Here is a 24,387-nt window from a genome sequence, read left to right as displayed (position 1 = left end):
CGGTATTCAGTCGACGCGGACGTGTTCTGTGCAACCTTGCCCGCGCTCACATGGATTCGAGTTCCCGGATCAACGTCGCCGCATCGTATGGTCCGACGTGCCGGGTCAGGTTCTTGTCGCCGCGTCCCAGGTAGAAGGTCGGGGTGCCGTCCACGTCCGAGGACGAGGCGTCGAGTTCGTCGTCCTCGACGCGAACGACGTGGTCGCCGGTGCGAATGTCGTCCTCGAATTTGTCCATGTCGAGGCCGAGTTCGCGTGCGTAGCCGTCGATGTCGTCGGGTTCGAGAGCATCACTGTTGCGGAACAACATATCGGCCATCTCCCAGAACTTGCCCTGCGCGGCTGCGGCCTCGCTGGCGTATGCCGCGTAGCGAGCGTGTGGGTGATAGTCGTCGAGCGGCAGGTGCCGGTAGACGTACCGAAGGTCGTCGCCGAAGTGCTTGCGTACCTCGGCGACACTGCCGGTTGCCTTGCTGCAGAACGGGCACTCGAAATCCGCATACTCCACGATGGTCAACGGTGCGTCCACCGGGCCGCGGATGTGATCGCGCTTGGCGTCGACCGGACGCAGAATGCGGAGAGAGGCTTCGGCTTTCGGAGGATGAATCTTCTCGTCGATGCGGAAGAGAACCCAGCCGAGTACCGCGGCGATCACCGAGGCCACCAACACGCCGACCCGTGCTTCGTCGGCCAGCAACGGGTCGTCGAGTGCGAGATCGATGATGAACAACGAGATCGTGAATCCGATTCCGGACATCGCGGCACCGCCTGCGATGTGTGACAGCGTCAGGCCCGGAGCCAGGGACGACGGTCTCAACTTCGCGAAAACAGCGGAGGCAGCCGTGATTCCGACGAGCTTGCCGAGGACGAGACCGGCGATGATGCCCCAGGTGAGTGTCGAGGTCGACGCGGCTTTCAGAGTGTCCGAGCTCAGGACGACTCCGGCGTTGGCGAGCGCGAAGATCGGCACGATGATGAACGCCGTGTACGGCTGGTAGAGCCGCATGAGACGTTCGTTGACCGACACCGCGCGATCGAGCCCGAGACGGGCCGCGCGGGCGTATTCGGGATTGGGCGACTGTCGGAACGCGCGTGTCAGATCCGCCGCGCGTTCCACCTCGGTACGGCGCGGCGGATACACCGGAAGAATCAAGGCGATCATCACTCCCGCGAGGGTGGGGTGAACTCCGGACTCGTACATCGCAACCCAGGTGAACAGTGCGACGACGAAGTACCCGACGCCGCGCCACACCTCGAGCCGACGCAGCAGGAAGATCACCCCCAGACCGACGAACGCCAGCACCAACGGCACCACATCGAGGTTGTCGGTGTAGAAGAAGGCGATGATCGCCAGCGCACCCACATCGTCCGCGACAGCGAGCGTGAGCAGGAAGATGCGTAACCGAGCGGCCTTCTTCGGTCCCAGGACGGCGAGTGCCCCGAGGAGGAACGCGGTGTCGGTGGAGATCACGACGCCCCATGCCTGGGCGGCAGGCCCGGACGGATTGAAGGCGAGAAACAGCAACGCGGGCGCGGCCAGACCGGCAATCGCCGCGACGATCGGTATCGCGGCACGGGATCGGTCGGTGAGCTCACCCATCGCGAACTCACGCTTGACCTCGAGCCCGACGACGAAGAAGAACAACGCCATGAGCCCGTCGTTGACCCAGTGGGCGAGGTCGAGGGAGATGCCGTGCTCGCCGACGGTGACCGAGAGTTCGGTGTGCCAGAACGACTGGTAGGTCTCGCCGAAGGGTGAGTTGGCCCAGATCAGCGCGATCAGTGTCGCTGCGAGCAAGAAGCCCGCCGCCAGGGTTTCGCTGTTCTTCTCGCCGCGGGCCCGCGAGATCCGTTCGGCGAAACGTGCCATGGGCCGATTCGTCGGCGTGATCTGATCTGCCATCTGCGGCCCGCATCCTCTCGAAGAGTGTTGTGAAGCAGTCTGTACCAACGTGTGGGTCGACGGTTTGCTTCCTTGCAGGTGACAGCCCGCAGAGTAACGTTATTGCGCTGTCGAACTCGCCGCACGGCGAGGGAGATGTGCACAACATATTCGATGAACGGCATTAGTCCGTCCAGAAACGGGAATACGAGCCCGACTCACCCCTGCCACGAAGGAACATCCATGCGTGATTTCATCTGCCGCAAATGCGGACAGAAGCTGTCGTTCGAGAACTCACTGTGTCTGAGCTGCTCGAGCGCACTCGGCTTCCATCTGCCGAGCAGAGCCCTGCTGGTGCTCCCCGACAAGGCCGACGACGGTGTGGCCGAGGCAGACGTGGACGGGGCGACGTGGAAGATGTGCGCCAACCTCAACACTGCGCGCTGCAACTGGCTCGTCGACACGGCCGACACCGACGATCTCTGCGTGTCCTGCCGGCTCACCCGCACTCGCCCCGCCGACGACGACGTCGACGCGATGGCCGCGTACGCCGACGCCGAGACCAACAAGCGTCGCGTCGTGCTCGAACTGACCGAACTGGGGCTGCCCATCGTGGGCCGGGACGAGGACACCGCGACCGGCCTGGTGTTCGATCTGCTCTCCAGCGCAGAACAACAGGTCATGACCGGCCACGACAACGGCTTGATCACCCTCGACCTCGCCGAGGGAGACGACGTGCACCGCGAACAGTTGCGCGTCGCGATGTCCGAGCCGTATCGCACGCTCGTCGGGCACTTCCGGCACGAGATCGGCCACTACTACCAGATGGTGCTGGTCGGAGACGGTGAGCATCGCGCGGCCTTCGAGGAGCTGTTCGGGGATCCGGATTCGAGCTACCAGGACGCCCTCGACCGCCACTACAGCGAAGGTGCGCCCGAGGGCTGGGAGGACAACTACGTCTCGTCCTACGCCACCATGCACCCTGCCGAGGACTGGGCCGAGACGTTCGCGCACTACCTGCACATCCGCGACACCCTGGACACGGCCGCAGCGTTCGGTATGGCCCCGGCCGGTTCGACGCTGGAGAGCCCGTTGCCAGGTGACGTCGGCTTCGATCAGATCGTCGACTGGTGGTTGCCGCTGTCGTGGGCGCTGAACCAGATCAACCGATCGATGGGACACCAGGACCTCTACCCGTTCGTGCTGCCGCCGACCGTCGTGAAGAAAATCGGGTTCGTGCACTCGCTGATCGCACCCAGCACACTCTGATGCCCCGCTAACGGTCGTTGAGCTTTGCCATCAGGGGCGTATCCTGTGTTGTCGGCACACCGCCGATGCCGGGATGCGCCCCTGCGCAGTAGCAGGGCTCGTGCAACAGCAGGACGAGGTGACGACCATCAGCGAGCAGACAATGGATTCGACGGGCACGCGCTCGCGGGTCAACGATTTCGAGCTGAGTCGACGGATGGCCGAGGTGGCCGAGAAGCTGCGGCGTCAGCATTCGGATCCCGATCGAGTTCTGGCCGTCATCACCGAGTCCGCGGTGGCCAACGTGCCGTCCGCAGAATTCGCGTCCATCACCACCGTGCTGCAGGGCAAGTTCGTACACAGCGCCGCGCTGTGTGGGGAGCCCGCGGGCCACTGCGACAAGATTCAGGAGCAGCTGGGCGAGGGACCGTGCCTCGAATCGGCGATCGAACAGACCACCATCAGGATCGACGACATGGACAGCGACACCCGCTGGCCGCTGTTCGCCGACGCGGCGTCTGCGCTCGGGGTCAAGAGCATGATCTGCTTCCAGCTCTACGTCGAGGGAGTCAACTTCGGCGCACTGAACCTGCATTCCACTCGTACCGACGCCTTCAGTGCCGAGGCCGAGTCGATCGGTTCGCTGTTCGCAGCGCACGCGGCCATCGCGTTCTCCACCGCACGCGAGGAGCAGCAGATTCGGGCCGCGTTGACCAGTCGAGACCTGATCGGTCAGGCCAAGGGCATGTTGATGGAGCGCTACAACCTGAACTCGCAGGCGGCATTCGCCTTGCTGGCCAAGCTGTCTCAGGACACCAACGTCAAACTCGCCGATCTCGCCGAACAGCTGGTCATCGACGCCGCGAAATCGACCGACTGAGCCCCGTCTCCTGGAGGTCGAGCGCAGTCAGCGCACATCGAGGCCGTCGGTGCTCGCGACCGACACCGCCGGACCGTCCGAGGCGACGAAGACCTCGATCCGAACGTCCTCGTCCAGATAGCGACTCAGTAGCGCCAAACCGGTTGTTGCGGCGATGATCTCGTGCACGCGATCACCCGAGATCGGATAGTCGTCCACGTCGTGACGCCAATGCGCTGCCACCAGAGTGCCCCCTGCTTCCAGGTGGTCGACGGCGCGCGTCATCGCCGATGCGAGATCCGCGGCGTCGAGGTAGTAGCCGACCTCGCTGACGACGATCAGATCGAACGTCTCCTGGGGTGTCGGCAATGCCGACCAATGGTCGGACAACGACCACAACGCGAATTCGACTGCGGCAGTCTCACCTACACGCGTGCGGGCCGAATCGAGGGCACTGTCCACCACATCGGTCGACACCACGTGATCGCACCGGGTCGCCAACTGTTCGGTGAGCACGCCGATGGAGCAACCGGGTTCGAGTGCTCGCCGATAGCGAGGCTTCGGCAATGAGGCCATGGTCAATGCGTACTTGCGTCGCTCGTACCATTTGCTGTCGAGCATGAACGGATCGTCCTTGGCCGCATAGACATTGCGGAAGTAGTCGGCACTCAGGCTGGTCGGAGAACCTGGGCTCGTCCGAGAATCCATGCTCATGCGAACACCACCTCGAACGGTCGCCGGTAGCGGGCCAATATGTGCGGGGGCAACACCGCTCGATCCGCGGGGTGATCGGACAGGGGCCGGATCTGAGAATCGAACTGCTCGATCGACGCGCGCTTGGCGTCGAGGGTATGCGCCGGGAGATCGACACGGCGGCATCGTGTCCACGGAACTGCAGGATGGTTCGGAGTTGCCCAGTGCCACATCCAGATCGGGTACTCGACCACCGGTATCCCGACGGCATTCGCCGCAGTGAGACAGGCCCGCGCGGTCGCTTCGTGGTCGGGATGACCGTCTCCGCGCCAGGGCGTCAGGCACCAGGTGCCCGGGGTGGCGTCGAGCAACGGCATCAATGCATCGGCCACGGCACCCTCGTGCTGCTCGACGGCACCGTCGGCGATCTGCAACCGCGTCGGAGAGTGGTCGATTCCCAACTCCGCCAACGCGCGTTCGGATTCGACGGGGCGTCGTGCCCGCAGATCCTCCGCCGTCACAGTCGGGGAACCGGGGTGCGAGCCGTCACCGTCGGTCACCGCGACCACCCTCACGTCGACCCCTGCCGCGGCCGCCAACGACAGCAGGCCACCGACGCCGAGCACCTCGTCATCCGGGTGCGGGGCGACGACGACCATCGTGACGACGTCCTTCCACTGCAGACCGGGGATGGACCAGTCGGCCGACATCCAATCCGATTCGGCGGTGCCGACATCGACTTCGGCGTCGAATGCGTTCTCTACCATGGGTTGTCCTCCTCGGCGATGTCCTGCCCGAGGGCTTCGAGATCGCGTTCGGCATGGCTCTGCCTCAGATAGACGGTGAGATCTGCGACGCGCCGCGCGTGCTCGGCATCGCTGCACAGCGGGCCGGCACCGAGAGCGCGGCCGACGCGGTCGATGCACTGAGTCGCCGCGTCCTCGACCACCGCCCGCACGATGCGGGCTCGGGTCCGGGCTCGACCGGAACGGTCGAACGGATCGGCGTCCACTTCGGCGGCCGCGGTGGTCAGTGCGCTCGACGCCGCACCGAGTGCCGCTGCGATGGCACCGAGATGTGCGGCACGGTGCGGGTCCGGCCTGGTGCGGACGGCGTCGTGCAGCGTGTCCGCCACCGCGCACGCGCTACCGAACCAGGCTGCCGACACCCCGATGGCACCGTGCCAGAAGCCAGGACGGGTGAGGTAATCGGTCGGTCCGCCGACCGCAACGGCCGGGACGCTGTCGAATGCAACCGAGCCGGAATCGCTTTCGCTCATCCCCACTGCATGCCACGTGTCGGGTACCGGGGTTGCGCCCGGATGCGTCAGATCGACGGCGAACAGCCGAGGACTTCCCTCGACGCGCGCAGTGACCAGAGCGTTCGTACACAGTGACGCACCCGAGCACCACGGCTTCGTTCCGGTGAGAACCCAGCCCGAGTCCTCCAGTACCGCCTCGAGAATCGGAGCAGGCGGTTCCGCAGCCCACACTCCCCAGATCTGACCGCGCTGTGGCGTCGGGCCGTCGAGTTCGTGCAGGATCGCGATCGCGTCGGTGTGCGCTTCGGACCACCGGCCCAGCACCGTGTTGTGACGGCTCAGGGCGGCGAGCGACTGCCAGCGCAGATCGGTGTATCCCGAGCCGGGCAGCGCGAGGTCGAGACGACCGTCCGCCTCGAACGCCAGGAACGCGTTGCGCAGACCGGTGTCGATGTCTGCGCGGTCGGTGGATTCGAGAAAATCGGTCTCGCTCATGCGGTGGCCTCCAGGGAACGTAGGAATCCGGCCATGCCGTCGGGCGCTCTGCCGCTGAGGCGACCCGACGTCGTGACAGGGATGTCGCACACTCGACGGCACTCGATGCCGCCGAGCTCGAGGCGTCGGACCAGATCGTGGTCCTCGCCGGTGGTCAAAGGTGCGAATCCTCCGACCGCGAAGTACTCGGTCGCTCGGACGCCGAGGTTGGCGCCGTGCACGTGTGGGTGGCCGATTTCGTGCCGGTAGTGCGCGTCGTACGACGATCGCAACCCGAGGTTCTCCTCGACGTGGCCCTCGAAATCGACCGCCACCGTCCCGGCTACTGCCCGAGCGCCCTCGGCGGCATGCCGAAGATGGCCGAGCAGCCAGTCCTCACCCACCCGGGTGTCCGCATCGGTGGTGACTAGCCAGGTGGCGTCGAGCCGACTGCCGTCTCGCGGGCTGCTCGCGAATCCGGCGGCCCGGGCTGCTCCGACGTTGCGATGCGCCACCTCGATCGCCGACACCGACGGGTGACGTGCGGCGATGTGCGCCGAGTCGTCGGTGCACGCATCGAGTACGACGACCGTCGAGACGGACACCGAGGCCACGTCCATGACGCGGCGCTGCGCACGCGCCAAGGCGGTCAGGCAGGCGTCGAGCAGATCCTGCTCGTTGTGCGCGGGTACGACGACGACGATGTGACTGACTGGGGTACGGGGGAAAGCATCGGAGATCACGGTCCACCCTTCTCGGACACCGGACGAAGAAGAGTCCGTTTCGGAAACCGCCGGTGTCTGGACGGGATGTGCTTCCCTCGCACATACCCGTTCCCCGGCTGCCGACACATGCGTCCTGGCCTGCAGAGACAGTGCTCGGGACCGGTTGCGGGAAGATACTCGTACTCGCGGTTTTTTTCGTCCGTTTCGGAGATATCCGATTAGCAAATGTCGGGGCGGTATGTGTTAATGGGCTTTGCTCACGCACAGCTCTGTCGGTGGGCATCGCGACGCAGCACGAAGGATGGTCGGGTTACATGGCATCACCGGTTCGCACACGCAGATTCGCCCGTATCGGCGCGATCGTTGCAGGTACAGCCCTTGCTGCGTCCGCCGCATTCGGTTCGGCACAGGCCGCGCCACTGTGGCCCGGCGGCCCGGACGTCTCCATTCCCGGCATGCCGGGGTCCTCGGATCCGGTTGCGCCTGCTCCCCATCAGCAGATCGTCCCGCAGCTCGCGCCCGCGAACTTCGCCGATCCGAGCATCAGCCCCTCCGGCGGCGAGGTCGTCGGAGTCGCGCAGCCCATCGCCATCCGCTTCGACGAGGCAATCGGTGATCGTGACGCCGCCCTGCGAGCGATTCGCGTCACGACGAACCCGTCCGTCGACGGCCACTTCTACTGGATCAACGACACCCAGGTCCGCTGGCTGCCCAACGAGTTCTACCCGGCGCACACCCAGGTGACCGTCGAGGCCGGCGGAGCGAAAGCCGAATTCTCCACCGGCGACTCCATCATCACCACGGCCGACGACAACACCAAGCAGATCACCGTCACCCGCAACGGCGAGGTCGTCCGCACCATGCCCACCTCGATGGGCAAGGTCGGACACGAAACCCCCAACGGCACCTACATCGTCGGCGAGCGGTTCCGCGACATGTACATGGACTCGTCCACGTACGGCGTCCCGATCGACTCCGAGGAGGGCTACCGCACGTACGTCGAGTACGCGACGCGCATCTCCTACAGCGGCATCTTCGTGCACGCCGCCCCGTGGTCGGAATCGCAGCAGGGCTACTCCAACGAATCGCACGGCTGCCTCAACGTCAGCACCGAAGACGGCAAGTGGTTCTTCGAGAACGTCCAGAAGGGCGACCCCGTCATCGTCGTCAACACCGACGGCGGAACCCTGAGCGGATCCGACGGTCTCGGAGACTGGAACCGCTAGTGCCTGCGGCAGTGGTGCGGTTGAGTGCCACAGCGGGCACATAACCGCACCACTACGCAGCAATTGGCCTGAGCGACAGGGGGCGTTGGGGCTCAGTTCACCATTCGTTGGCCGGGGCTGAGCACAGTCCTCGCAGTGAGTGCAACAACCGAACGAGTGCTGCCCAGGGCACGCGAGAAGCGTTTCTTCTCGCGGCCGTGGACCGATTACGCACTGTTCCTGATTCTCGTGGGCCCCAACCTGGTTCTGTTGGGCGTGTTCACGTATCGGCCGCTGGTCGAGAACTTCCAGTTCTCGTTCTTCGACTGGAACCTGTCCTCGCCCACCTCCACGTTCGTCGGCTTCGACAACTACCGCGAGTGGGCCTCCCGCGAGGACACCTGGCAGATCGTCGGCAACACCGTCGTGTTCACGGTCGCCGCGGTGGTGGGCTCACTGGTTCTCGGCCTGGTGCTGGCGCTGCTGCTCGATCGAAAGCTCCGGGGCCGCAACTTCGTTCGCTCCGCAGTCTTCGCCCCGTACGTCATCTCGGGTGCCGCGATCGGCATCGCGTTCCAATTCGTCTTCGACCCCAACTTCGGGCTGGTCCAGGATCTGATGCGACGCCTCGGCCTGGGCGCGGTTCCGGACTTCTATCAGGACCCGAAGTGGGCGATGGTCATGATCACGGTGACCTACCTGTGGAAGAACCTGGGCTACACCTTCGTCATCTACCTGGCGGCCCTGCAGGGCGTGCGCAAGGAATTGATGGAAGCGGCCGAGATCGATCAGGCGAGCCGCTGGACCACGTTCCGCAAAGTGCTTCTGCCGCAACTACGTCCGACGACGTTCTTCCTGTCGATCACGGTGCTGCTCAATTCGCTGCAGGTCTTCGACATCATCAACGTCATGACGCGCGGCGGCCCGCTGGGCACCGGCACCACCACGATGGTCTACCAGGTCTACGAGGAGACGTTCCGCAACTTCCGAGCCGGCTACGGTGCCACCGTCGCGACGATCCTGTTCCTCGTGCTGTTGATCGTCACTCTCGTGCAGGTACGAATCATGGATCGAGACGATCAGCGATGACTGTGACCGACAAGCCCGATACGGCGACGCCGGAGAAAGCGCCAGGACCGCGCGACCCGCAGCGTGCGCGTCGCAACGCGAACATCCTCGGATACGCGGCCATGGTCGCCGTTCTGCTGATGATCGGGCTGCCACTGTTCTGGATCCTGATCACCTCCTTCAAGGATCGACCGGACATCTACGTGCAGCCGGTCACGTGGTGGCCCAGCGTCTTTCATCCGCAGAACTACGACGAGGCGACGACGGAGGTGCCGTTCTTCACGTACCTGCGCAACTCCATCATCATCACCACGGCCGTGTCGTCCATCAAGTTCGTCCTCGGGGTACTCAGCGCCTACGGTCTGGTGTTCCTGCGCTTCCCGGGCAAGAACATCGTCTTTCTCGTCATCATCGCCGCGCTCATGGTGCCCAATCAGATCACCGTCATCTCCAACTACTCGCTCATCTCCGAGTTGGGTTGGCGAAACTCGTTCCAGGGCATCATCATTCCGCTGGCCGGTGTCGCCTTCGGTACCTTCCTGATGCGCAATCACTTCCTGTCGTTGCCGCCGGAGATCATCGAAGCCGCGCGGATGGACGGTGCCGGGCCGGTCCGGCTGATGTTCCGGGTGATCCTGCCGCTGTCGGGCCCGACCATGGTGGCCTTCGCCATCATCACGATCGTCACCGAATGGAACGAATACCTCTGGCCGTTCCTGATGTCCGACGACTCCTCGGTCGCACCGCTTCCGGTGGGATTGACGCTGCTCCAGAACAGTGAGGGCTACACCAACTGGGGCGCGGTGATGGCCGCGACGGTGCTGACCATTCTGCCGATCCTTCTTGTCTTTCTCGTCCTGCAACGCCACATGATCAAGGGCCTCACCTCCGGTGCGGTCAAGGGCTGATTCACCTCACTATCAGGAGTCGAACACCATGGCACACATCATCAATCGGCGTGGCTTCCTCACGCTCACCGGCGCAGCTGCGGCCGCCGCAGCTCTCGCGGCGTGCAGCGGCCCCGGATCGGGCGGGTCGGGCGGCGAGGCTGTCGAAGGCGATGCGAACACCATCAACTTCTGGTCGAACCACCCGGGCAAGTCCCAGGAGTTCGAGAGGGAACTGATCTCGCGCTTCCAGGCGGAGAACCCGGGCCTGACGGTCAATCTCATCGACGGTGGCAAGAACTACGAGGAGGTGTCGCAGAAGTTCAACGCGGCGCTCTCGGGCAACGATGTGCCCGACGTGGTCGTGCTCTCGGACGTCTGGTGGTTCAACTACGCGCTCACCGGTGCCATCGAGCCGCTCGACAAGCACTTCTCCGCAGCAGGCGTCGACCAGTCCGATTACGTGGATTCGCTGCTGGCCGACTACAACTGGAACGGTAACCACTGGGCCTTGCCGTACGCGCGTTCGACGCCGCTGTTCTACTACAACAAGGCCGTGTGGCAGCAGGCCGGACTGCCCGATCGTGGGCCGGCCACCTGGCAGGAGTTCGACGAGTGGGGCCCGCGCATCCAGGCCGTCGTCGGAGACGGCAAGCTCGCTCACGGTTGGGGCAACGCTGTCGACTACCTCGGATGGACGTTCGAGGGACCGATCTGGACGTTCGGCGGATCGTACTCCGATCAGTTCGAGCTGAAGTTCGACGACCCCAATACCATTGCGGCAGGCAAGTTCCTGCAGGACATGATCCACACGAAGAAGTACGCCGCGGTGTCCAACGACATCGCCAACGACTTCGCCGCGGGCATCCTGGCGTCCACCATCGCCTCGACGGGCGACCTCTCCACCATCAAGGCCGGTGCCGCGTTCGAGTTCGGTACCGCCTTCCTGCCGGCCACCGACGGCACTCCCGGCTGCCCCACCGGTGGAGCAGGCCTGGCCATTCCGGCGAAGATCTCGGAGGAGCGAAAGGTGAACGCGCTCAAGTTCATCGACTTCGTCACCAACGGTGCCAACACCGCCTACTTCTCGCAGAACACCGGTTACATGCCGGTCCGCAAGTCTGCGCAGCAGGACCCGTCGGAGATCGCATTCCTCGAGGCGAACCCCAACGCCAAGACGGCCGTCGACCAATTGGCGCTGACTCGTTCGCAGGACTACGCCCGCGTGTTCGTCCCCGGTGGCGACAAGATCATCGGCAGCGGACTCGAGCAGATCGCGCTGCAGAACGCCGATGTCGCAACGACGTTCGCGTCCATCTCGGATCAGCTGCAGCAGATCATCGACCGCCAGATCACCCCGAAGCTGCCGAAGTAATGGCCGCCGTTCACTACGCCGGTGTCTCGCACCGGTACCCGGGTGCCGATTCGCTCGCTGTCGACAACCTCGAACTCGACATCGCGGACGGTGAATTCATCGTTCTCGTCGGACCTTCGGGCTGTGGGAAGTCGACGAGTCTGCGGATGCTCGCCGGTCTCGAGTCCGTCGAAAGCGGCCGTATCGACATCGGCGGAGTGGACGTCACCTCGCTGGCTCCGCGGGCCAGGGACGTTGCGATGGTGTTCCAGAACTACGCGCTGTACCCCAACATGACCGTCGGCGACAACATGGGATTCGCGCTGCGCAATGCCGGAATGAGCAAGTCCGACACCGCAGCACGAGTACTCGACGCGGCGAGGATGCTCGAGCTCGAGCCGTTGCTGGGTCGCAAGCCCGGCAAGCTCTCCGGCGGGCAGCGTCAGCGAGTGGCCATGGGGCGCGCGATCGTGCGTCAACCCAAGGTGTTCTGTATGGACGAACCGCTGTCCAACCTCGACGCCAAGCTGCGGGTGTCGACCAGAGCCCAGATCGCCGGTCTGCAAAGACGACTGGGCACCACTACGGTGTACGTCACCCACGATCAGGTCGAGGCCATGACGATGGGTGATCGCGTCGCGGTTCTGCTCGACGGGAAGCTGCAGCAGATCGCCGCTCCGCGGGAGCTCTACGACAACCCCGTCAACACGTTCGTCGCGGGATTCATCGGGTCACCCGGAATGAATCTGGTCGACGCTCCGGTGCGCGACGGCGCGGCCGTACTCGGCGAGTTGCGCATACCCGTCCCGTCCTCGGCGGGCGAGCGCGTCGTTGTCGGTATTCGGCCGGAGTCGTGGGATCTGGTGGGTGACGGTGGTGGGTTGCAGCTCACCGTCGAGCTGATCGAGGAGCTGGGTGCGGAGTCGTTCGTCTACGCCTCCGCGCCCAGCACCGACGGCGGTTGGTCGACAACCTCCGGCCGCATCGCGGTTCGCGTCGACCGCAAGTTGTCGATCGCCCTGGCCGAAACCATTCGACTGGTGCCCAAGCTGGACGAGTTGTTCTTCTTCGACTTCGTTACCGGCCTGCGGTTGTCGTAGCCGGTTCACCGAGGTCGATGGGCAGCGTGGCCCATCCGTGCAGGACTCGGGTGTTGCGACGGGTTCCTTCGCCTGCCGAGCGCAGGTGGGGGAATCTGTCGAACAACGCCTTCAGGCCCACTTCGGATTCTGCCTTCGCGAGCGCTGCGCCGAGGCAGTAGTGGCGTCCACCCGAGAACGACAGGTGTTTGCCGGCATTGGCGCGGGTGACGTCGAACCTGTCCGGGTCCTCGAACACCAGCGGATCCCGATTGGCGCCGGCTAGCACCAGCACGACGAGCTTGCCCTCGTGCACCGTCACTCCCTCGACCTCGACGTCGTGCTTGGCCATCCGTGCGGTCAGCTGTACCGGTGATTCCATCCGCAACATTTCGTCGATGGCCGTCGGCCAGTGCGACGGGTCCTGCTGCAGTACGGCGAGCTGGTCGGGGTTGTCGAGCAGCAGTTGGATTCCGCTGCCGAGGAGGTTGACGGTGGTTTCGAAACCTGCGGCCAACACCAATCCCGCAGTGGCCCTGAGCTCCTCGTCGTTGAGGCCGACGCCCTCGTCCTTCGCGGCGATCAGCTGACTCATCAGATCGTCACCGGGATTGCGGCGCAGTTCTGCGATGTGTTGCGAGAGCCAGGCGTCGAATCCGATCAGGCCACGCTCGACCTGCTTGAACTGATCCCACGACAGGCCGATGTCGAGACTGGGTGCAGCCATCTCACCGAATTCGAGAACCCGCTGATTGTCCTCGACCGGTACACCGAGGATCCGCCCGATCACAGCAACCGGCAGGCGCGCGCAGTAGCGATCGACGATGTCGACCACCGGGGAGCCGTCGGACAGCTCGTCGAGCAGAGCATCGGCCGTTTCCTGCACCTGATCGCGCATCTTCTGCACTGCGCGGACGGTGAAGACCGAGGACACCAGCTTCCGGTACCTGGTGTGGTCCGGCGGCTCAACCGAGAGCAGTGAGGGCGGCAGAATCGGGTGCAGTGCCCCGGATCTGGTGTGCCGCTCGATCCACCGCAACGGCCCGGGAAGGGTCGCACCCAGCTGCGTGACGCGGAAGTCGTCCGAGCGCAGCAGGTCGAACGCCACCCGGTGATGCACGGTGATGTTGGAGATCCGAGTCTTCACCAGCGGTGCGGTGGCGCGCAGCTTCTCGTAGACCGGCGTCGGATTTGCCCGCGTCACCGGATCGGCCACCAGCATCGCCTGCGGATCGCCCGCGGCCGCTGCGCGTTTGGCCGCAAACCGAATCACCCCGTGAGCAGCCAGCCAGCGTGCGTATTCCCTCATCAGAAATTCCCTCCCCGATTGCCCTACCTGGAACTACCAGATCCTGACGCGCTTCCCCGGGTCCAAGTACAGCGCATCTCCGGGCTGTACGTCGAATGCTTCGTGAAAACTGTCGAGATTTCGCACGACGCCGTTGCAGCGGAACTCCGGCGGCGAGTGCGGATCGACGGCGAGTCGGCGGATCGCCTCGGCGTCGCGAGCCTTGGTCCGCCACACCTGCGACCAGCCGAAGAACACTCGCTGCAGGCCGGTCAAACCGTCGAGCACCGGTGCTTGTTTGCCTTCGAGCGAGATCTCGTACGCGGCGACGGCGATCGACAGACCACCGAGGTCGCCGATGTTCTCGCCGATGGTGAACTCGCCGTTCACCTTGTGGCCGGGCAGGGCCTTGGGCTCGAACTCGTTGTACTGCTCGATCAGGGCCGTGGTGCGCTTGCCGAATTCGGTGCGGTCGCTGTCGGTCCACCAGTCGACCATGTTGCCGTCACCGTCGTACTTGGCACCCTGATCGTCGAATCCGTGACCGATCTCGTGGCCGATCACCGCTCCGATACCGCCGTAGTTGGCCGCGTCGTCGGCCTCGGGGTCGAAGAACGGTGGCTGCAGAATGGCTGCGGGAAAGACGATCTCGTTCATACCGGGGTTGTAGTACGCGTTGACGGTCTGTGGCGTCATGAACCACTCGTCGCGGTCGACGGGTCCGCCGAGCTTGTCGAGGTCGCGCTGGTAGTCCGCGGTGTAGCCGCGGCGGTAGTTACCGAGCAGGTCGTCGGCGCTGATCTCGACGCCCGAGTAGTCACGCCACCGATCGGGGTAGCCGATCTTGGGGGTGAACTTGCCCAGCTTGTCCAACGCCTTCTGCCGAGTCTCCGGGCTCATCCATTCGAGCTCGGAGATGTTGCGGCGGTACGCCTCGGTGAGATTGTCGACCAGCACCTTCATTCGAGCCTTGGAGTCGGCCGGGAAATGGCGTTCGACGTACAGCTTTCCGACGGCCTCACCGAGCACGTCCTGCACCAGGGAGACGCCGCGCTTCCAGCGCTCGCGGTTCTCCTCGGTTCCGGTCAGCGTCGTTCCGTAGAACGCGAAGTTCTCGTCGACGATCGCGCTCGTCAGAAACGGTGCCCGTGAATGCACGACGCGCCACGCCAGCCACGCCTTCCACGCTTCGATGTCCTCGGAATTCCACAGCGAGACGAAAGTGCTGAGGAACGGAGGCTGCCGAACCACGATCTCGGCGAACTGCTCGGTGGTTGCGCCGAGCCCGGAAATCCATGCAGCCCAATTGAACCCGGCACCGCTCTTGACCAGCGTGTCGAAATCGACGAGGTTGTAGCTCTTCTCGGCGTCCCGCCTGGCGACGACGTCCCAGTGACCGGCGGCGATCTTCTGCTCGAGGTCGAACACCGTCTGCGCGTCGTACTCGATGCCGCTGAGCGCGAACATCTTCGAGATGTGCGCGATGTAGCTCGCGCGAATGTCCGCGTACTCGTCCTGGCGGTAGTACGACTCGTCGGGCAGACCGATTCCGGACTGGCTGAAGTGCACGAGGTAGCGATCGGACTGCTTGGCGTCGGTGTCGACGTAGTGCCCGATGGCGCCGCCCACGCCCGTGCGCTGCAGGGAGCCGAGAACGCCTGCGAGGGTGACGAGGTCGGTGGCGTCGGAGATGGCGGTGAGCTCGTCGGCGATGGGAGTCACGCCGAGCTGCTCCGCGCGGTCGGCATCCATGAAGCTCGAGAACAGGTCGCCGATCTTCTGCGCATCGCTGCCCGCTGGCGGGTTCGCGTCGGCGGACTCTTCGATGATGGTCTGGACGTCGACCTCGGCACGGTCGTACAAGGTGCGGAATGCGCCGTCGACGGCGCGGTCGGCCGGGATGGCGTACTCCTCGAGCCATTTGCCGTTGACGTGCACGAACAGGTCGTCCTGCGCGCGTGTGTTCTCGTCCTGGTAGCTGAGATCGATGCCCGAGTTCACTACTGAAGTCATCCGTCCATCTTTACACTCTTGCGTCTGATTGAACGGATGTTTAGTGTACTGTACATGCGTACAGCATCGGAGGATCTCACCACCAAGGCTCGAATCCGCGACACCGCGATCGGCGTTTTCGGCTCGCAGGGTTTCACCGCGGGCGTGCGGTCCATCGCCACCGCGGCAGGTGTCTCTCCGGGGCTGCTCAATCACCACTTCGGGTCCAAGGACGGCCTGCGTACTGCGTGCGACGAGCACGTCCTGCGGGTGATCCGGGAGTCGAAGGCCGCGTCGTCCGCCCCCGCCGGAATGATGGAACAGCTCGCCCGAATCGACGAGTACGCCCCGCTCGTCGCCTACATCGTGCGGAGCTTCTCCGCAGGCGGCACATTGGCGCGAGAGTTGTTCGAGCACATGGTCGACGACGCCGTCCGCTACATCGACGACGGTGTTCGCGACGGCCGTTTCACACCCAGTCGAGACTCTGCGGCACGCGCCCGATTCCTGACGCGACAGAACGTCGGCGGACTGCTGTTGTACGTGCAGATGGCCGGCCCCGACGTCGATTTCCGCGAGGCCCTGAGCGCGCTCGGTGACGAGATCATGCTTCCTGCACTCGAGCTCTACACCGACGGATTGTTCACCGACTCCCAGGCTTTGGACACCTATCTGGAGGCCACGTCATGACCGAAGCGATCTCCGTGGACGGGCTGGTGAAGACGTTCGGGTCGGTCCGGGCGCTCGACGGACTGGACCTGCACGTGCCGACCGGTGAGGTGCACGGATTCCTGGGCCCCAACGGGGCCGGCAAATCCACGACGATTCGGGTTCTGCTCGGTCTCGTCCGCGCGACGTCGGGACAGGTGCGGTTGCTCGGCGGCGACCCGTGGGCCGACACCGTGGCGCTGCATCGACGCCTGGCCTACGTTCCCGGCGATGTGACCCTGTGGCCGTCGCTCACCGGCGGTGAGGTGATCGATCTGCTCGGCCGGATGCGCGGCGGACTCGACACCGCCCGCCGCGCCGAACTGCTCGAACGGTTCTCCCTCGACCCAGGTAAACGCACCCGCACCTACTCCAAGGGCAATCGGCAGAAGGTCGCGCTGATCTCGGCTCTGGCCTCCGACGTCGAGTTGCTGATTCTCGACGAACCCACATCGGGACTCGATCCGCTGATGGAACAGCACTTCGGCGACTGCGTGAAAGATGCTGCCCGACGCGGAGTCACGGTGCTGTTGTCTTCGCACATCCTGTCCGAGGTGGATGCGCTGTGCAGTTCGGTGACCATCGTCAGAGAGGGGCGGACGGTCGATACCGGGACTCTGGCCTCGATGCGGCACCTGACCCGCACCACGATCACCGCGGTGCTCGACCGAGTGCCCGACGGTCTGGCGGCACTGCCCGGAGTGAGCGCGGTGAGCGTGGACCGTTCCTCCGTCACCTGCACCGTCGAGAACGACGCCCTCGCGGCGACGATGCACGTGCTGGCCGACGCGGGAGTGCGGAGCTTGGCCAGTTCCGCTCCGACGCTCGAGGAACTGTTCCTGAGGTACTACGCATGAATGCCCTGACCGGGACGGGGGCGTTGCTGCGGTTGTATCTGCGCCGCGATCGTGTGGTGGCACCGGTGTGGATCGTTCTGCTCGGCGCGCTGCCCTTGCTCTACGCGGTCAGCTTCGAGGGTCTGTATCCGACGGCGGCGGACCGTCAGGCCTTCTATCTCGGCACGCTGTCGGCACCGGCACAGGCGGCACTCGTCGGCCCGATCTTCGGCAGCGATCTCGGTGCCCTGGTGGCGTGGCGCTCGGGGCTGGTGTTGGCACTGGTTCCGCTGGCGGCGATCCTCACCGTGGTTCGGCACACCCGCGGTGAGGAGGATGCGGGTCGGACCGAGCTGATCGGGTCGACGGCCGTGGGACGGCACGCGGGTCTGGCGGCAGCGATGCTGGCGGCGGGCGGCGGGGTGGCGGCGACGGGCGCGTTGTCGTCGATCTCGCTGTGGGGATTCGGGCTCCCGGTAGCCGGGAGCGTCGCATACGGGGCGTCGGTCGCCGTGGTCGGACTCGTCTTCGTCGGTTGTGCGGCCGTGGCGGCACAGGTGGCGTCGGGGGCGCGAGCGGCTCGCGGTTACGCCCTCGGCGTGCTGGCCGTGGTGTTCGCAGCGCGTGCGATCGGCGACGCAGGCTCGGGCACCCTCTCGTGGTTCTCGCCGATCGGCTGGTCGGCGCAGGTACGGCCGTTCGCCGACGAGCGGTGGTGGCCGATGATGCTGTCACTGACGACCGCCACAGCATTCTGCGTCGGCGCGTTCGCCGCTGCGAATCGACGCGATCTCGGTGCCGGCTTGCGGGCCGAACACCGCGGCCGTGCAGCGGCCGCACCCTCGCTGTCCGGGCCGATCGCTCTCGCGTGGCGTCTCTCGCGCGGGACCGTAGCCGTCTGGACCGTCGGGCTTGCTCTGTTCGGCATCGCCATCGGATCGTCCACCGGCGGGATCGGTGACCAACTCGGCAGCAGCGCTGCCATCGGCGAGGCACTGGAGAAGTTCGGTGGCAGCACCGTCGAGCAGTCGTTCATCGCCGCTGTGCTGAGCATCGTGGGCGTGGTAGTCGCCGCGTTCGCTGTCTCGGCTCTGCTGCGGTTGCACAGCGAGGAAGAGGCGGGCCTGGCCGAGATCGTGCTGGCCACCGGGGTTTCGCGAGCGCGGTGGTTGGCAGGTCACCTGCTGTGCGCGGTCCTCGGCGCAGCGTGGCTGCTGCTGGTCGTCGGCCTCGCCATCGGGCTGACGTACGGGTCGGCCACCGGCGACGTCACAGGCGAACTGCCGTCCGTTCTGGTCGGTGCACTCGTTCAGCTGCCGGCCGTATGGGTGGTGACGGCCATCGGCGTGGCACTGTTCGGAGCTCTTCCTCGATTCGCGACCGTCCTGTGGGCCGTGCTGGCCGGTTTCGTCGCCCTCGGCCAGGTCGGGTCCGTGGTGGGCCTGCCGCAGCCGTGGCTCGATCTGTCGCCCTTCACCCATGTTCCGAGACTGCCGGGAGCAACGCTCACCCCGGTGCCGATCGGCTGGCTCGTCGCGGTGGCCATCGTCGTCGGTATAGGAGGTTTCACAGCATTCCGACGAAGAGACATCCGAGGCTGACGGGGGTCCGATAGCATCGACGTGGCCGATTTGCCCGGCCCGGCCCGACATGGTGGCGTCCTGTCGGTTCCGTGATCTCTGAGCCGAACGCGCATGGAGGCTACGTGCAATCGACATTCCTGCGCACCTGGTGGAACCAGCCACACAGCTACGAGTCGGTGGTCAGCTACCTCGACCTGCACGGTGCGCTCGCACCGTATCGCCTCGCTGCATCTCTGAGCACGTTCACGTACGGACTCGGTGCTGCTGCGCTGCTCTGGCTCACCGACGCCCCGCCGACCTCGGCGATCGCCAGGTCGGTCTTCGTCGTTGCGATCGTGTCGACGCTGTTGGTCGGTATCGCCTGGCTGAAGGCTCCGTGGCCGTCGAAGCGGGTATCGGTGATGTTCGCCGCGTACTCGGACATCGGAGTAACGCTGGTTCTGTTGTCCTACGGATCGCCGCAGACCGCCTTCTTGGCTCTGGCGATGCTCGCAGCCAACAGCGTGTACGTCCAGCTCTTCCACAGTCCGAGGGTCATGGCGCTGCATCTGCTGTGGGCCGGAGCGGCCATGACGCTGTTCTTCGTGCTGATCCTGCTCTCGCCCGAGGCCGATCACGGTCTGGCCATCGCGCAACTCGTGGTGCTCGTGCCCATCACGTTCATGGGCCCCACCTTCTTCCAGTACCTGCTCCTCAAACTGCAGGTCCAAGCGCAGGCGGCCAACTTCGACCCGCTCACTCAGGTGCGCAATCGGCGAGGGCTCGACGAGGCGCTCCCGGTGTATTTCCTCGGTGCGACCGATGTCTCGGTGATGGTCGTCGACGTGGACCGATTCAAGTCGATCAACGACAGATTCGGTCACCACCAGGGGGACGCCGCCCTGCAGCTAGTCGCACGCCGGTTGACCACGGACGGTGTGCTGGTCGCGCGGGTGGGCGGTGAAGAATTCGCGGTGGTGACCAAATCGGCCGAGAACGAGGCCCTCGCACTGGCCGAGAAGTATCGGGGTGCCGCGTATTTCGCGGAGGACCCCGCACCACTGACAGTGAGTATCGGCGTCGCGCACTGCACATATCCCGTTGCCGAAGGCATCGGTTTCGACGTCGTCGAACTCACCACACTGTTGCTGCGACGTGCCGATGCGGCGATGTACGAGGCCAAACAGCAGGGCGGCAATCAGGTGGTCGTAGCGGGCTCGACGCCCCGAAACGATCGGACTCCGTCAGGCACCGAGACGTGAGTGCAGCGACGCTACGACTCAGTTCGGAGTCGAGTCGTCGTACTGGTTCTCGACGTTCTGTTGGAATTCGTCGGCACACTGCTGTTGCGCCGCAGTATCGCTGCCTGCGTTGCTCAGGCAGTCGGTGAAGTCCTGGCCACCCACTGCGTTGAACAGGCCGACGCCGACGACGACGAGAACGATCGACAGAGCTGCGGCCACGAAGCCGAGAATGATCGCGACGAGTGACACGGTGCCGTTGGTGGCGGTGCGCTTCTTGTACCTGGACCGTCCGATGAAACCGAGAACGATGGCGATCAGGCCGAGAAGAATTCCGCCGACGATGGTCCAGGAGAACAACAAACCCAGAATCGCCAGGACCAGAGCCACGGTGCCGACCGTGTTCTTCGGGGCTACCGGCTGTTGTGGGTACCCGCCCTGCTGGGGGTACTCACCAGGTGAAGGGTAGTTTCCGGGCGGGGGATAGTTTCCAGGCGGCGGATTCTGATTCGACACGTCGAGTACCTCCGAGATCGGCGATCGTGAACGCTCGGAGTGTATGCAGGTGTCTGTTGTGCGCACAGGCCCCCACGCGCTCCCGTGATCAACTTGTCATCGAACGTGGTTGTCAACCGCCGAGTCGCGAATGCATCTCCCAGATCAGCACCTCGGCCGGCTCGGTAGCGGTGATGGTTTGTCCACCAGTCGAACTCATGCGGACGGCGTCGCCCTCCCAGAGCTCGCCCACCCCCTCGAGCGTGACGGTGCCGCGCGCGACGAACAGGTGCACGAACGGGGCGTCGGGCACCGTCGCCGAATTTCCGGGCAACAGCCTGGCGGCGTGCAGCGCAGCCGACTTCTGTGAGATGCCGATCGCCGCCTGCCCGCGGTGCTTGTCCATCCCCGACGCGACGGTGACCAAGCCGCCTCGCAGTAATTCGTCGCCGATTTCGAGCTGTTCGTACCCGGGAGTGACACCGGGGCTGTCCGGAAGTACCCACATCTGCACGAAGCGAACGGGTTCGGTGTGCTTGTTGCCGTCGATGCTCCAGGAGTCGTTCTTTTCGGAGTGCATGATGCCCTTGCCCGCGGTCATCCGTTGCGCGAGGCCGGGATAGATGATTCCGGAATGACCGATGGAGTCCTGATGCACCAGTGAACCCTGCATCACCCACGTGACGATCTCCATGTCGCGATGCGGATGCGTCTCGAATCCCTGACCGGCAGTGACGATGTCGTCGTTGTTGACCAGCAACAGTCCGTGATGGGTGTTGTCGGGGTCGTAGTGCTGGCCGAAGGAGAACGAATGTTTCGAGTCCAGCCAGGACACACGGGTTTTCGATCGATCACCGGCACGATGTACGTCGATGTGGGCGGTCAGTGGAGCGGACATGAGACCACTCTACGAGCATGTCTGTGCACGGGCGTACGACCTGCATAACGTTCGGGTGTCTTTGCCGTCGGTGTGTGGGCGGCACCGGGAGTGGGTAGGTTTCGCTACGTACGCTCACATGCTTCGCAAACTCCGAAGAAGGCGGCGAGAAATTCTCATGGTCGGTTCCAGCTCGAGTGTGGCACGCACGGTCGAACCCCAGCTCGAGGACGCCTTGGCGGCGTGGTTGCCAGGTCAACGGTGGTTCGGCGCAAAGGGTTCGACGGTGAGTTCGGTGCGGATCGTCGCGCGCGACGTGCTCCGAGACGAACCGCACTTCGCGGCCGAGCATCTGCTGGTGGAGGTGCAGTTGACGCAGGACGGCGCGGCCGTCGTGCAGACCTACCAGGTGCCCCTGGGCTTCCGGACCGAACCGACCGACGATCTCCGACCGTGGTCACTGCCCGTGGTGGGCGACGTGGCCGTCTACGACGGTCTGCGCGACCCCGAGGTCATCGGCCTGTACGGAGATGCCCTTGCTGCCGGAAAAGCCACTGGCAGCATCGAATTCAAGGTCGTCGACGGTTCGAGTGTGCCGAGCAGTCTGCGCGGTCGGGTTCTCGGGGCCGAGCAGTCCAACACCTCGGTGATTCTCGGTGATCTGCTGTTGCTCAAGCTGTTTCGTCAGGTGCCGCCGGGAATCAGTCCGGATGTGGAACTGCATCGCGCGCTGGCACAGGCGGGGAGCGTCAACGTGGCGCCGCTTCGGGGCTGGCTGGAAACCGAAGTCGGTGGTGAACCCACGACGCTCGGCATGGCTCAGGATTTCGCCGCGAACTCCGCCGAGGGGTGGACTGCGGCGCTGGCCAGCGTGCAGGAGGTGTTCGACTCACCGGAGACGCCCATCGAAGACCTGCCCGCAGATTTCGCCCCGGACGCCCACCGAATCGGAGCAGCCGTGGCGCAGGTGCACCACGACCTCGCATCGGTGCTGGGCACCGCCGAACGGTCCGTCGAGTCCACCGCCGTCGAGGAGATCCTCGCCCGCATCTCGGGAGTCGCCAGGGTGGTGCCGGAGATCGAGCAGTACATCCCGGCGGCGACCGCGCTGATCTCTCGGGCGGAGGCGTCGAACAGCACCACGGTGCAGCGGATCCACGGTGACCTGCATCTGGGTCAGGTGTTGGGCACCCCCGAACGGTGGCTGCTCATCGATTTCGAGGGTGAGCCGGCGAAGACCTTGGCCGAGCGTCGGCAGATGGACAGCGCTCTGCGTGACGTGGCGGGAATGTTGCGCTCGTTCGACTACGCCGCCAACCACCTGCTGGTCGATCTGCCCGAGGACCAGTCGGCGCGAGAGCGAGCCGAGAAGTGGGCGGCCCGCAGCATCGCTGCATTCTTCGACGGCTACGCCTCGGTGGCCGGGCACGATCCCCGGGAGGAGGCCGACCTGTTGCGCGCATACGAGCTGGACAAGGCCGTGTACGAAGTTCTGTACGAGGCACGCAACCGGCCCACCTGGCTGTCGTTGCCGCTGCGCGCCGTGGCGCGCCTGGTGAGCTGATCGGTGCGCTGGGGGTGCACGTCGACGGGCCTGTCTACGACAAGTACCGTATTGCCTGACACGGGAGGCAGGACATGAACGGTATCTTGGCAATTTTCGGCATCGCGGTGGTCGTCATCACCATCGTCGTGGTGGTCGTGCTCGTTGCGGTGTTGTTCGTCGCATCGATCAAGCCCAACAGTCTCAACATCGACCTGGACCGCAAGAAGCGCGCCCGGGAAGAAAGTTCCACGAAGGCCTGAGGCTTCCGTCACGCCCGAGACCGATTAGTTCTCGGGCGGAGTTGTATCGAGTCGAAGCGCCGACCGACGCTTCCGGTTCTACAACTGGAGTCCTCGTGAGCACTTCCCTGAAAGCTCCGGCCGCGTCCGGATCGTCGGGCTGTGCGCCCCGCATCAGGTCGCGGATGCTCGGCGAGTCGGTGGTCGCTCAGTTCACGCGCTTCGTGATCGTCGGGGTATCGAGCAACGGTGTGTACGCCCTGTTGTTCGTCGCCCTCGCTTCTCTCGGATCGTTCACTGCCAACCTCGCAGGTGTGGCCGCGAGTACCGTGCTCGCCAACGAGCTGCACCGCCGTCACACCTTTCATGCGGCCGGTCGTGTCGGCTGGTTCCAGACGCAGTGGGAAGCCGGGGGACTGGCCCTGATCGGGCTCGGCCTGAGTACCGCCTCACTGGCCGCAGTGCACATCCTGTTCCCGGCAGCGCCGACGTACGTCCAAGTTCTGGTCGTCATCGCTGTGGGTGGCATCTTCGGAGCCGCCCGGTTCCTCGCTCTCCGTGGCTGGGTGTTCCGTCCGGCGACGCTCGCGTCCTCGGGTTCCGGTCTGGCTGCTCGCTGAGCTGTGACGTTGCACCATTGCGTGCAGACATCGATTGCTACCTCTAACAGAATCCGGGCAAGTCTCCGCGTGTCGCGCATCGATCGCCCTAGGCTTGCGAGCTGACGTCAACGCGAGGAGGCATCTCGATGGCCAGGGATCTGACACAACTCGAGCTTCTGCAAGAGCTGGTGCCCACTGCCGAGGACAATGTGAACCGTCACATCTCGATGGCGCGGGAGTGGCACCCTCACGACTACGTCCCGTGG

General features: G+C 64.9%; 23 protein-coding genes and 1 pseudogene. 15 read left to right on the top strand and 9 right to left on the bottom strand.

Features of this window, described 5'->3' with window-relative positions; translation table 11 throughout:
* Window positions 1-46 precede the first annotated feature (46 nt).
* Window positions 47-1,903, bottom strand: a complete 1,857-nt coding sequence (gene nhaA / locus CH291_RS08295) for a Na+/H+ antiporter NhaA (protein ID WP_094687180.1) — start codon at window positions 1,901-1,903, stop codon at window positions 47-49.
* A 222-nt stretch (window positions 1,904-2,125) separates the two neighbouring features.
* On the opposite strand from nhaA, the gene CH291_RS08290 reads away from it, so the two are divergent.
* Window positions 2,126-3,151 (top strand): zinc-binding metallopeptidase family protein, encoded by a 1,026-nt coding sequence (locus CH291_RS08290; RefSeq protein ID WP_094669838.1) that lies wholly within the window; start codon window positions 2,126-2,128, stop codon window positions 3,149-3,151.
* 118 nt (window positions 3,152-3,269) lie between these two features.
* Window positions 3,270-4,010 (top strand): GAF and ANTAR domain-containing protein, encoded by a 741-nt coding sequence (locus CH291_RS08285; protein WP_176460351.1) that lies wholly within the window; start codon window positions 3,270-3,272, stop codon window positions 4,008-4,010.
* A gap of 27 nt (window positions 4,011-4,037) precedes the next feature.
* On the opposite strand, the gene CH291_RS08280 is transcribed toward CH291_RS08285, so the two are convergent.
* From CH291_RS08280 to CH291_RS08265, 4 genes are read right to left on the bottom strand one after another with little or no spacing between them, the layout of a single operon-like run.
* Window positions 4,038-4,703, bottom strand: a complete 666-nt coding sequence (locus CH291_RS08280) for a class I SAM-dependent DNA methyltransferase (protein WP_256980773.1) — start codon at window positions 4,701-4,703, stop codon at window positions 4,038-4,040.
* On the bottom strand, window positions 4,700-5,449 hold the full coding sequence (locus CH291_RS08275; RefSeq protein ID WP_094640575.1) for a PIG-L deacetylase family protein: 750 nt from the start codon (window positions 5,447-5,449) through the stop codon (window positions 4,700-4,702). The genes CH291_RS08280 and CH291_RS08275 overlap by 4 nt, the downstream gene beginning before the upstream one ends.
* Window positions 5,443-6,438, bottom strand: coding sequence for an acyl-CoA dehydrogenase family protein (locus CH291_RS08270; protein WP_094687178.1), 996 nt, complete (start codon window positions 6,436-6,438; stop codon window positions 5,443-5,445). Before CH291_RS08270 ends, CH291_RS08275 begins: the two co-directional genes overlap by 7 nt.
* Window positions 6,435-7,160, bottom strand: coding sequence for a glycosyltransferase (locus CH291_RS08265; protein ID WP_094687177.1), 726 nt, complete (start codon window positions 7,158-7,160; stop codon window positions 6,435-6,437). The genes CH291_RS08270 and CH291_RS08265 overlap by 4 nt, the downstream gene beginning before the upstream one ends.
* 296 nt (window positions 7,161-7,456) lie before the next feature.
* Between CH291_RS08265 and CH291_RS08260 the strand changes: the two genes are divergently transcribed.
* The 5 genes from CH291_RS08260 to CH291_RS08240 all read left to right on the top strand — a co-directional run bounded on the left by CH291_RS08260 (window position 7,457) and on the right by CH291_RS08240 (window position 12,756).
* Window positions 7,457-8,368, top strand: coding sequence for a L,D-transpeptidase (locus CH291_RS08260; RefSeq protein WP_094687176.1), 912 nt, complete (start codon window positions 7,457-7,459; stop codon window positions 8,366-8,368).
* A 135-nt stretch (window positions 8,369-8,503) separates the two neighbouring features.
* Window positions 8,504-9,436, top strand: coding sequence for a carbohydrate ABC transporter permease (locus tag CH291_RS08255; RefSeq protein ID WP_176460333.1), 933 nt, complete (start codon window positions 8,504-8,506; stop codon window positions 9,434-9,436).
* Window positions 9,433-10,323: a carbohydrate ABC transporter permease gene (locus tag CH291_RS08250; protein ID WP_094640579.1), complete on the top strand. Its 891-nt coding sequence runs from the start codon at window positions 9,433-9,435 to the stop codon at window positions 10,321-10,323. The genes CH291_RS08255 and CH291_RS08250 overlap by 4 nt, the downstream gene beginning before the upstream one ends.
* A gap of 28 nt (window positions 10,324-10,351) precedes the next feature.
* The gene (locus CH291_RS08245; protein WP_068048804.1) at window positions 10,352-11,677 is read left to right on the top strand and encodes an ABC transporter substrate-binding protein; all 1,326 of its coding nucleotides are present in this window, start codon (window positions 10,352-10,354) and stop codon (window positions 11,675-11,677) included.
* Window positions 11,677-12,756, top strand: coding sequence for an ABC transporter ATP-binding protein (locus tag CH291_RS08240; RefSeq protein WP_094687175.1), 1,080 nt, complete (start codon window positions 11,677-11,679; stop codon window positions 12,754-12,756). The genes CH291_RS08245 and CH291_RS08240 overlap by 1 nt, the downstream gene beginning before the upstream one ends.
* On the opposite strand, the gene CH291_RS08235 is transcribed toward CH291_RS08240, so the two are convergent.
* Window positions 12,734-14,044 carry a cytochrome P450 gene (locus CH291_RS08235; RefSeq protein WP_094687174.1) on the bottom strand — a complete coding sequence of 437 codons (1,311 nt, stop codon included), beginning with the start codon at window positions 14,042-14,044 and terminating at the stop codon, window positions 12,734-12,736. The two genes, CH291_RS08240 and CH291_RS08235, sit on opposite strands and share 23 nt — an antisense overlap.
* A 33-nt stretch (window positions 14,045-14,077) precedes the next feature.
* A complete protein-coding gene (locus tag CH291_RS08230) occupies window positions 14,078-16,036 on the bottom strand; it encodes a M13 family metallopeptidase (protein ID WP_094687173.1) in 1,959 nt (652 codons plus the stop codon).
* Between the two features lie 54 nt (window positions 16,037-16,090).
* On the opposite strand from CH291_RS08230, the gene CH291_RS08225 reads away from it, so the two are divergent.
* From CH291_RS08225 to CH291_RS08210, 4 genes are all read left to right on the top strand, one after another.
* A complete protein-coding gene (locus tag CH291_RS08225; RefSeq protein WP_255183214.1) occupies window positions 16,091-16,705 on the top strand; it encodes a TetR/AcrR family transcriptional regulator in 615 nt (204 codons plus the stop codon).
* Entirely contained in the window at window positions 16,702-17,580 is an 879-nt protein-coding gene (locus CH291_RS08220; protein WP_094687172.1) for an ABC transporter ATP-binding protein, read from the top strand. Before CH291_RS08225 ends, CH291_RS08220 begins: the two co-directional genes overlap by 4 nt.
* Window positions 17,577-19,160 carry an ABC transporter permease gene (locus CH291_RS08215; RefSeq protein WP_256980772.1) on the top strand — a complete coding sequence of 528 codons (1,584 nt, stop codon included), beginning with the start codon at window positions 17,577-17,579 and terminating at the stop codon, window positions 19,158-19,160. Before CH291_RS08220 ends, CH291_RS08215 begins: the two co-directional genes overlap by 4 nt.
* Before the next feature lie 104 nt (window positions 19,161-19,264).
* Window positions 19,265-20,383, top strand: a complete 1,119-nt coding sequence (locus CH291_RS08210; protein ID WP_068048826.1) for a GGDEF domain-containing protein — start codon at window positions 19,265-19,267, stop codon at window positions 20,381-20,383.
* A gap of 18 nt (window positions 20,384-20,401) precedes the next feature.
* Here CH291_RS08210 and CH291_RS08205 read toward each other — a convergent pair whose 3' ends face one another.
* Window positions 20,402-20,878, bottom strand: coding sequence for a DUF4190 domain-containing protein (locus tag CH291_RS08205; RefSeq protein WP_231893762.1), 477 nt, complete (start codon window positions 20,876-20,878; stop codon window positions 20,402-20,404).
* 112 nt (window positions 20,879-20,990) lie between these two features.
* On the bottom strand, window positions 20,991-21,755 hold the full coding sequence (locus CH291_RS08200) for a pirin family protein (RefSeq protein WP_068048829.1): 765 nt from the start codon (window positions 21,753-21,755) through the stop codon (window positions 20,991-20,993).
* 157 nt (window positions 21,756-21,912) lie between these two features.
* Between CH291_RS08200 and CH291_RS08195 the strand changes: the two genes are divergently transcribed.
* From CH291_RS08195 to CH291_RS27135, 4 genes and pseudogenes are all read left to right on the top strand, one after another.
* Window positions 21,913-23,298: a maltokinase N-terminal cap-like domain-containing protein gene (locus CH291_RS08195; RefSeq protein WP_094687171.1), complete on the top strand. Its 1,386-nt coding sequence runs from the start codon at window positions 21,913-21,915 to the stop codon at window positions 23,296-23,298.
* 74 nt (window positions 23,299-23,372) lie between these two features.
* Window positions 23,373-23,540, top strand: coding sequence for a hypothetical protein (locus tag CH291_RS26735; protein WP_156516139.1), 168 nt, complete (start codon window positions 23,373-23,375; stop codon window positions 23,538-23,540).
* 164 nt (window positions 23,541-23,704) lie between these two features.
* Window positions 23,705-24,139 (top strand): GtrA family protein, encoded by a 435-nt coding sequence (locus CH291_RS08190; protein ID WP_373455118.1) that lies wholly within the window; start codon window positions 23,705-23,707, stop codon window positions 24,137-24,139.
* A gap of 128 nt (window positions 24,140-24,267) precedes the next feature.
* Window positions 24,268-24,387, top strand: a pseudogene (locus CH291_RS27135) (acyl-ACP desaturase); the annotation flags it as partial.

Source organism: Rhodococcus sp. 14-1411-2a (assembly GCF_002259485.1).
Taxonomy (GTDB): Bacteria; Actinomycetota; Actinomycetes; order Mycobacteriales; family Mycobacteriaceae; genus Rhodococcoides.
This window is presented reverse-complemented; position numbering and strand designations above follow the sequence as displayed.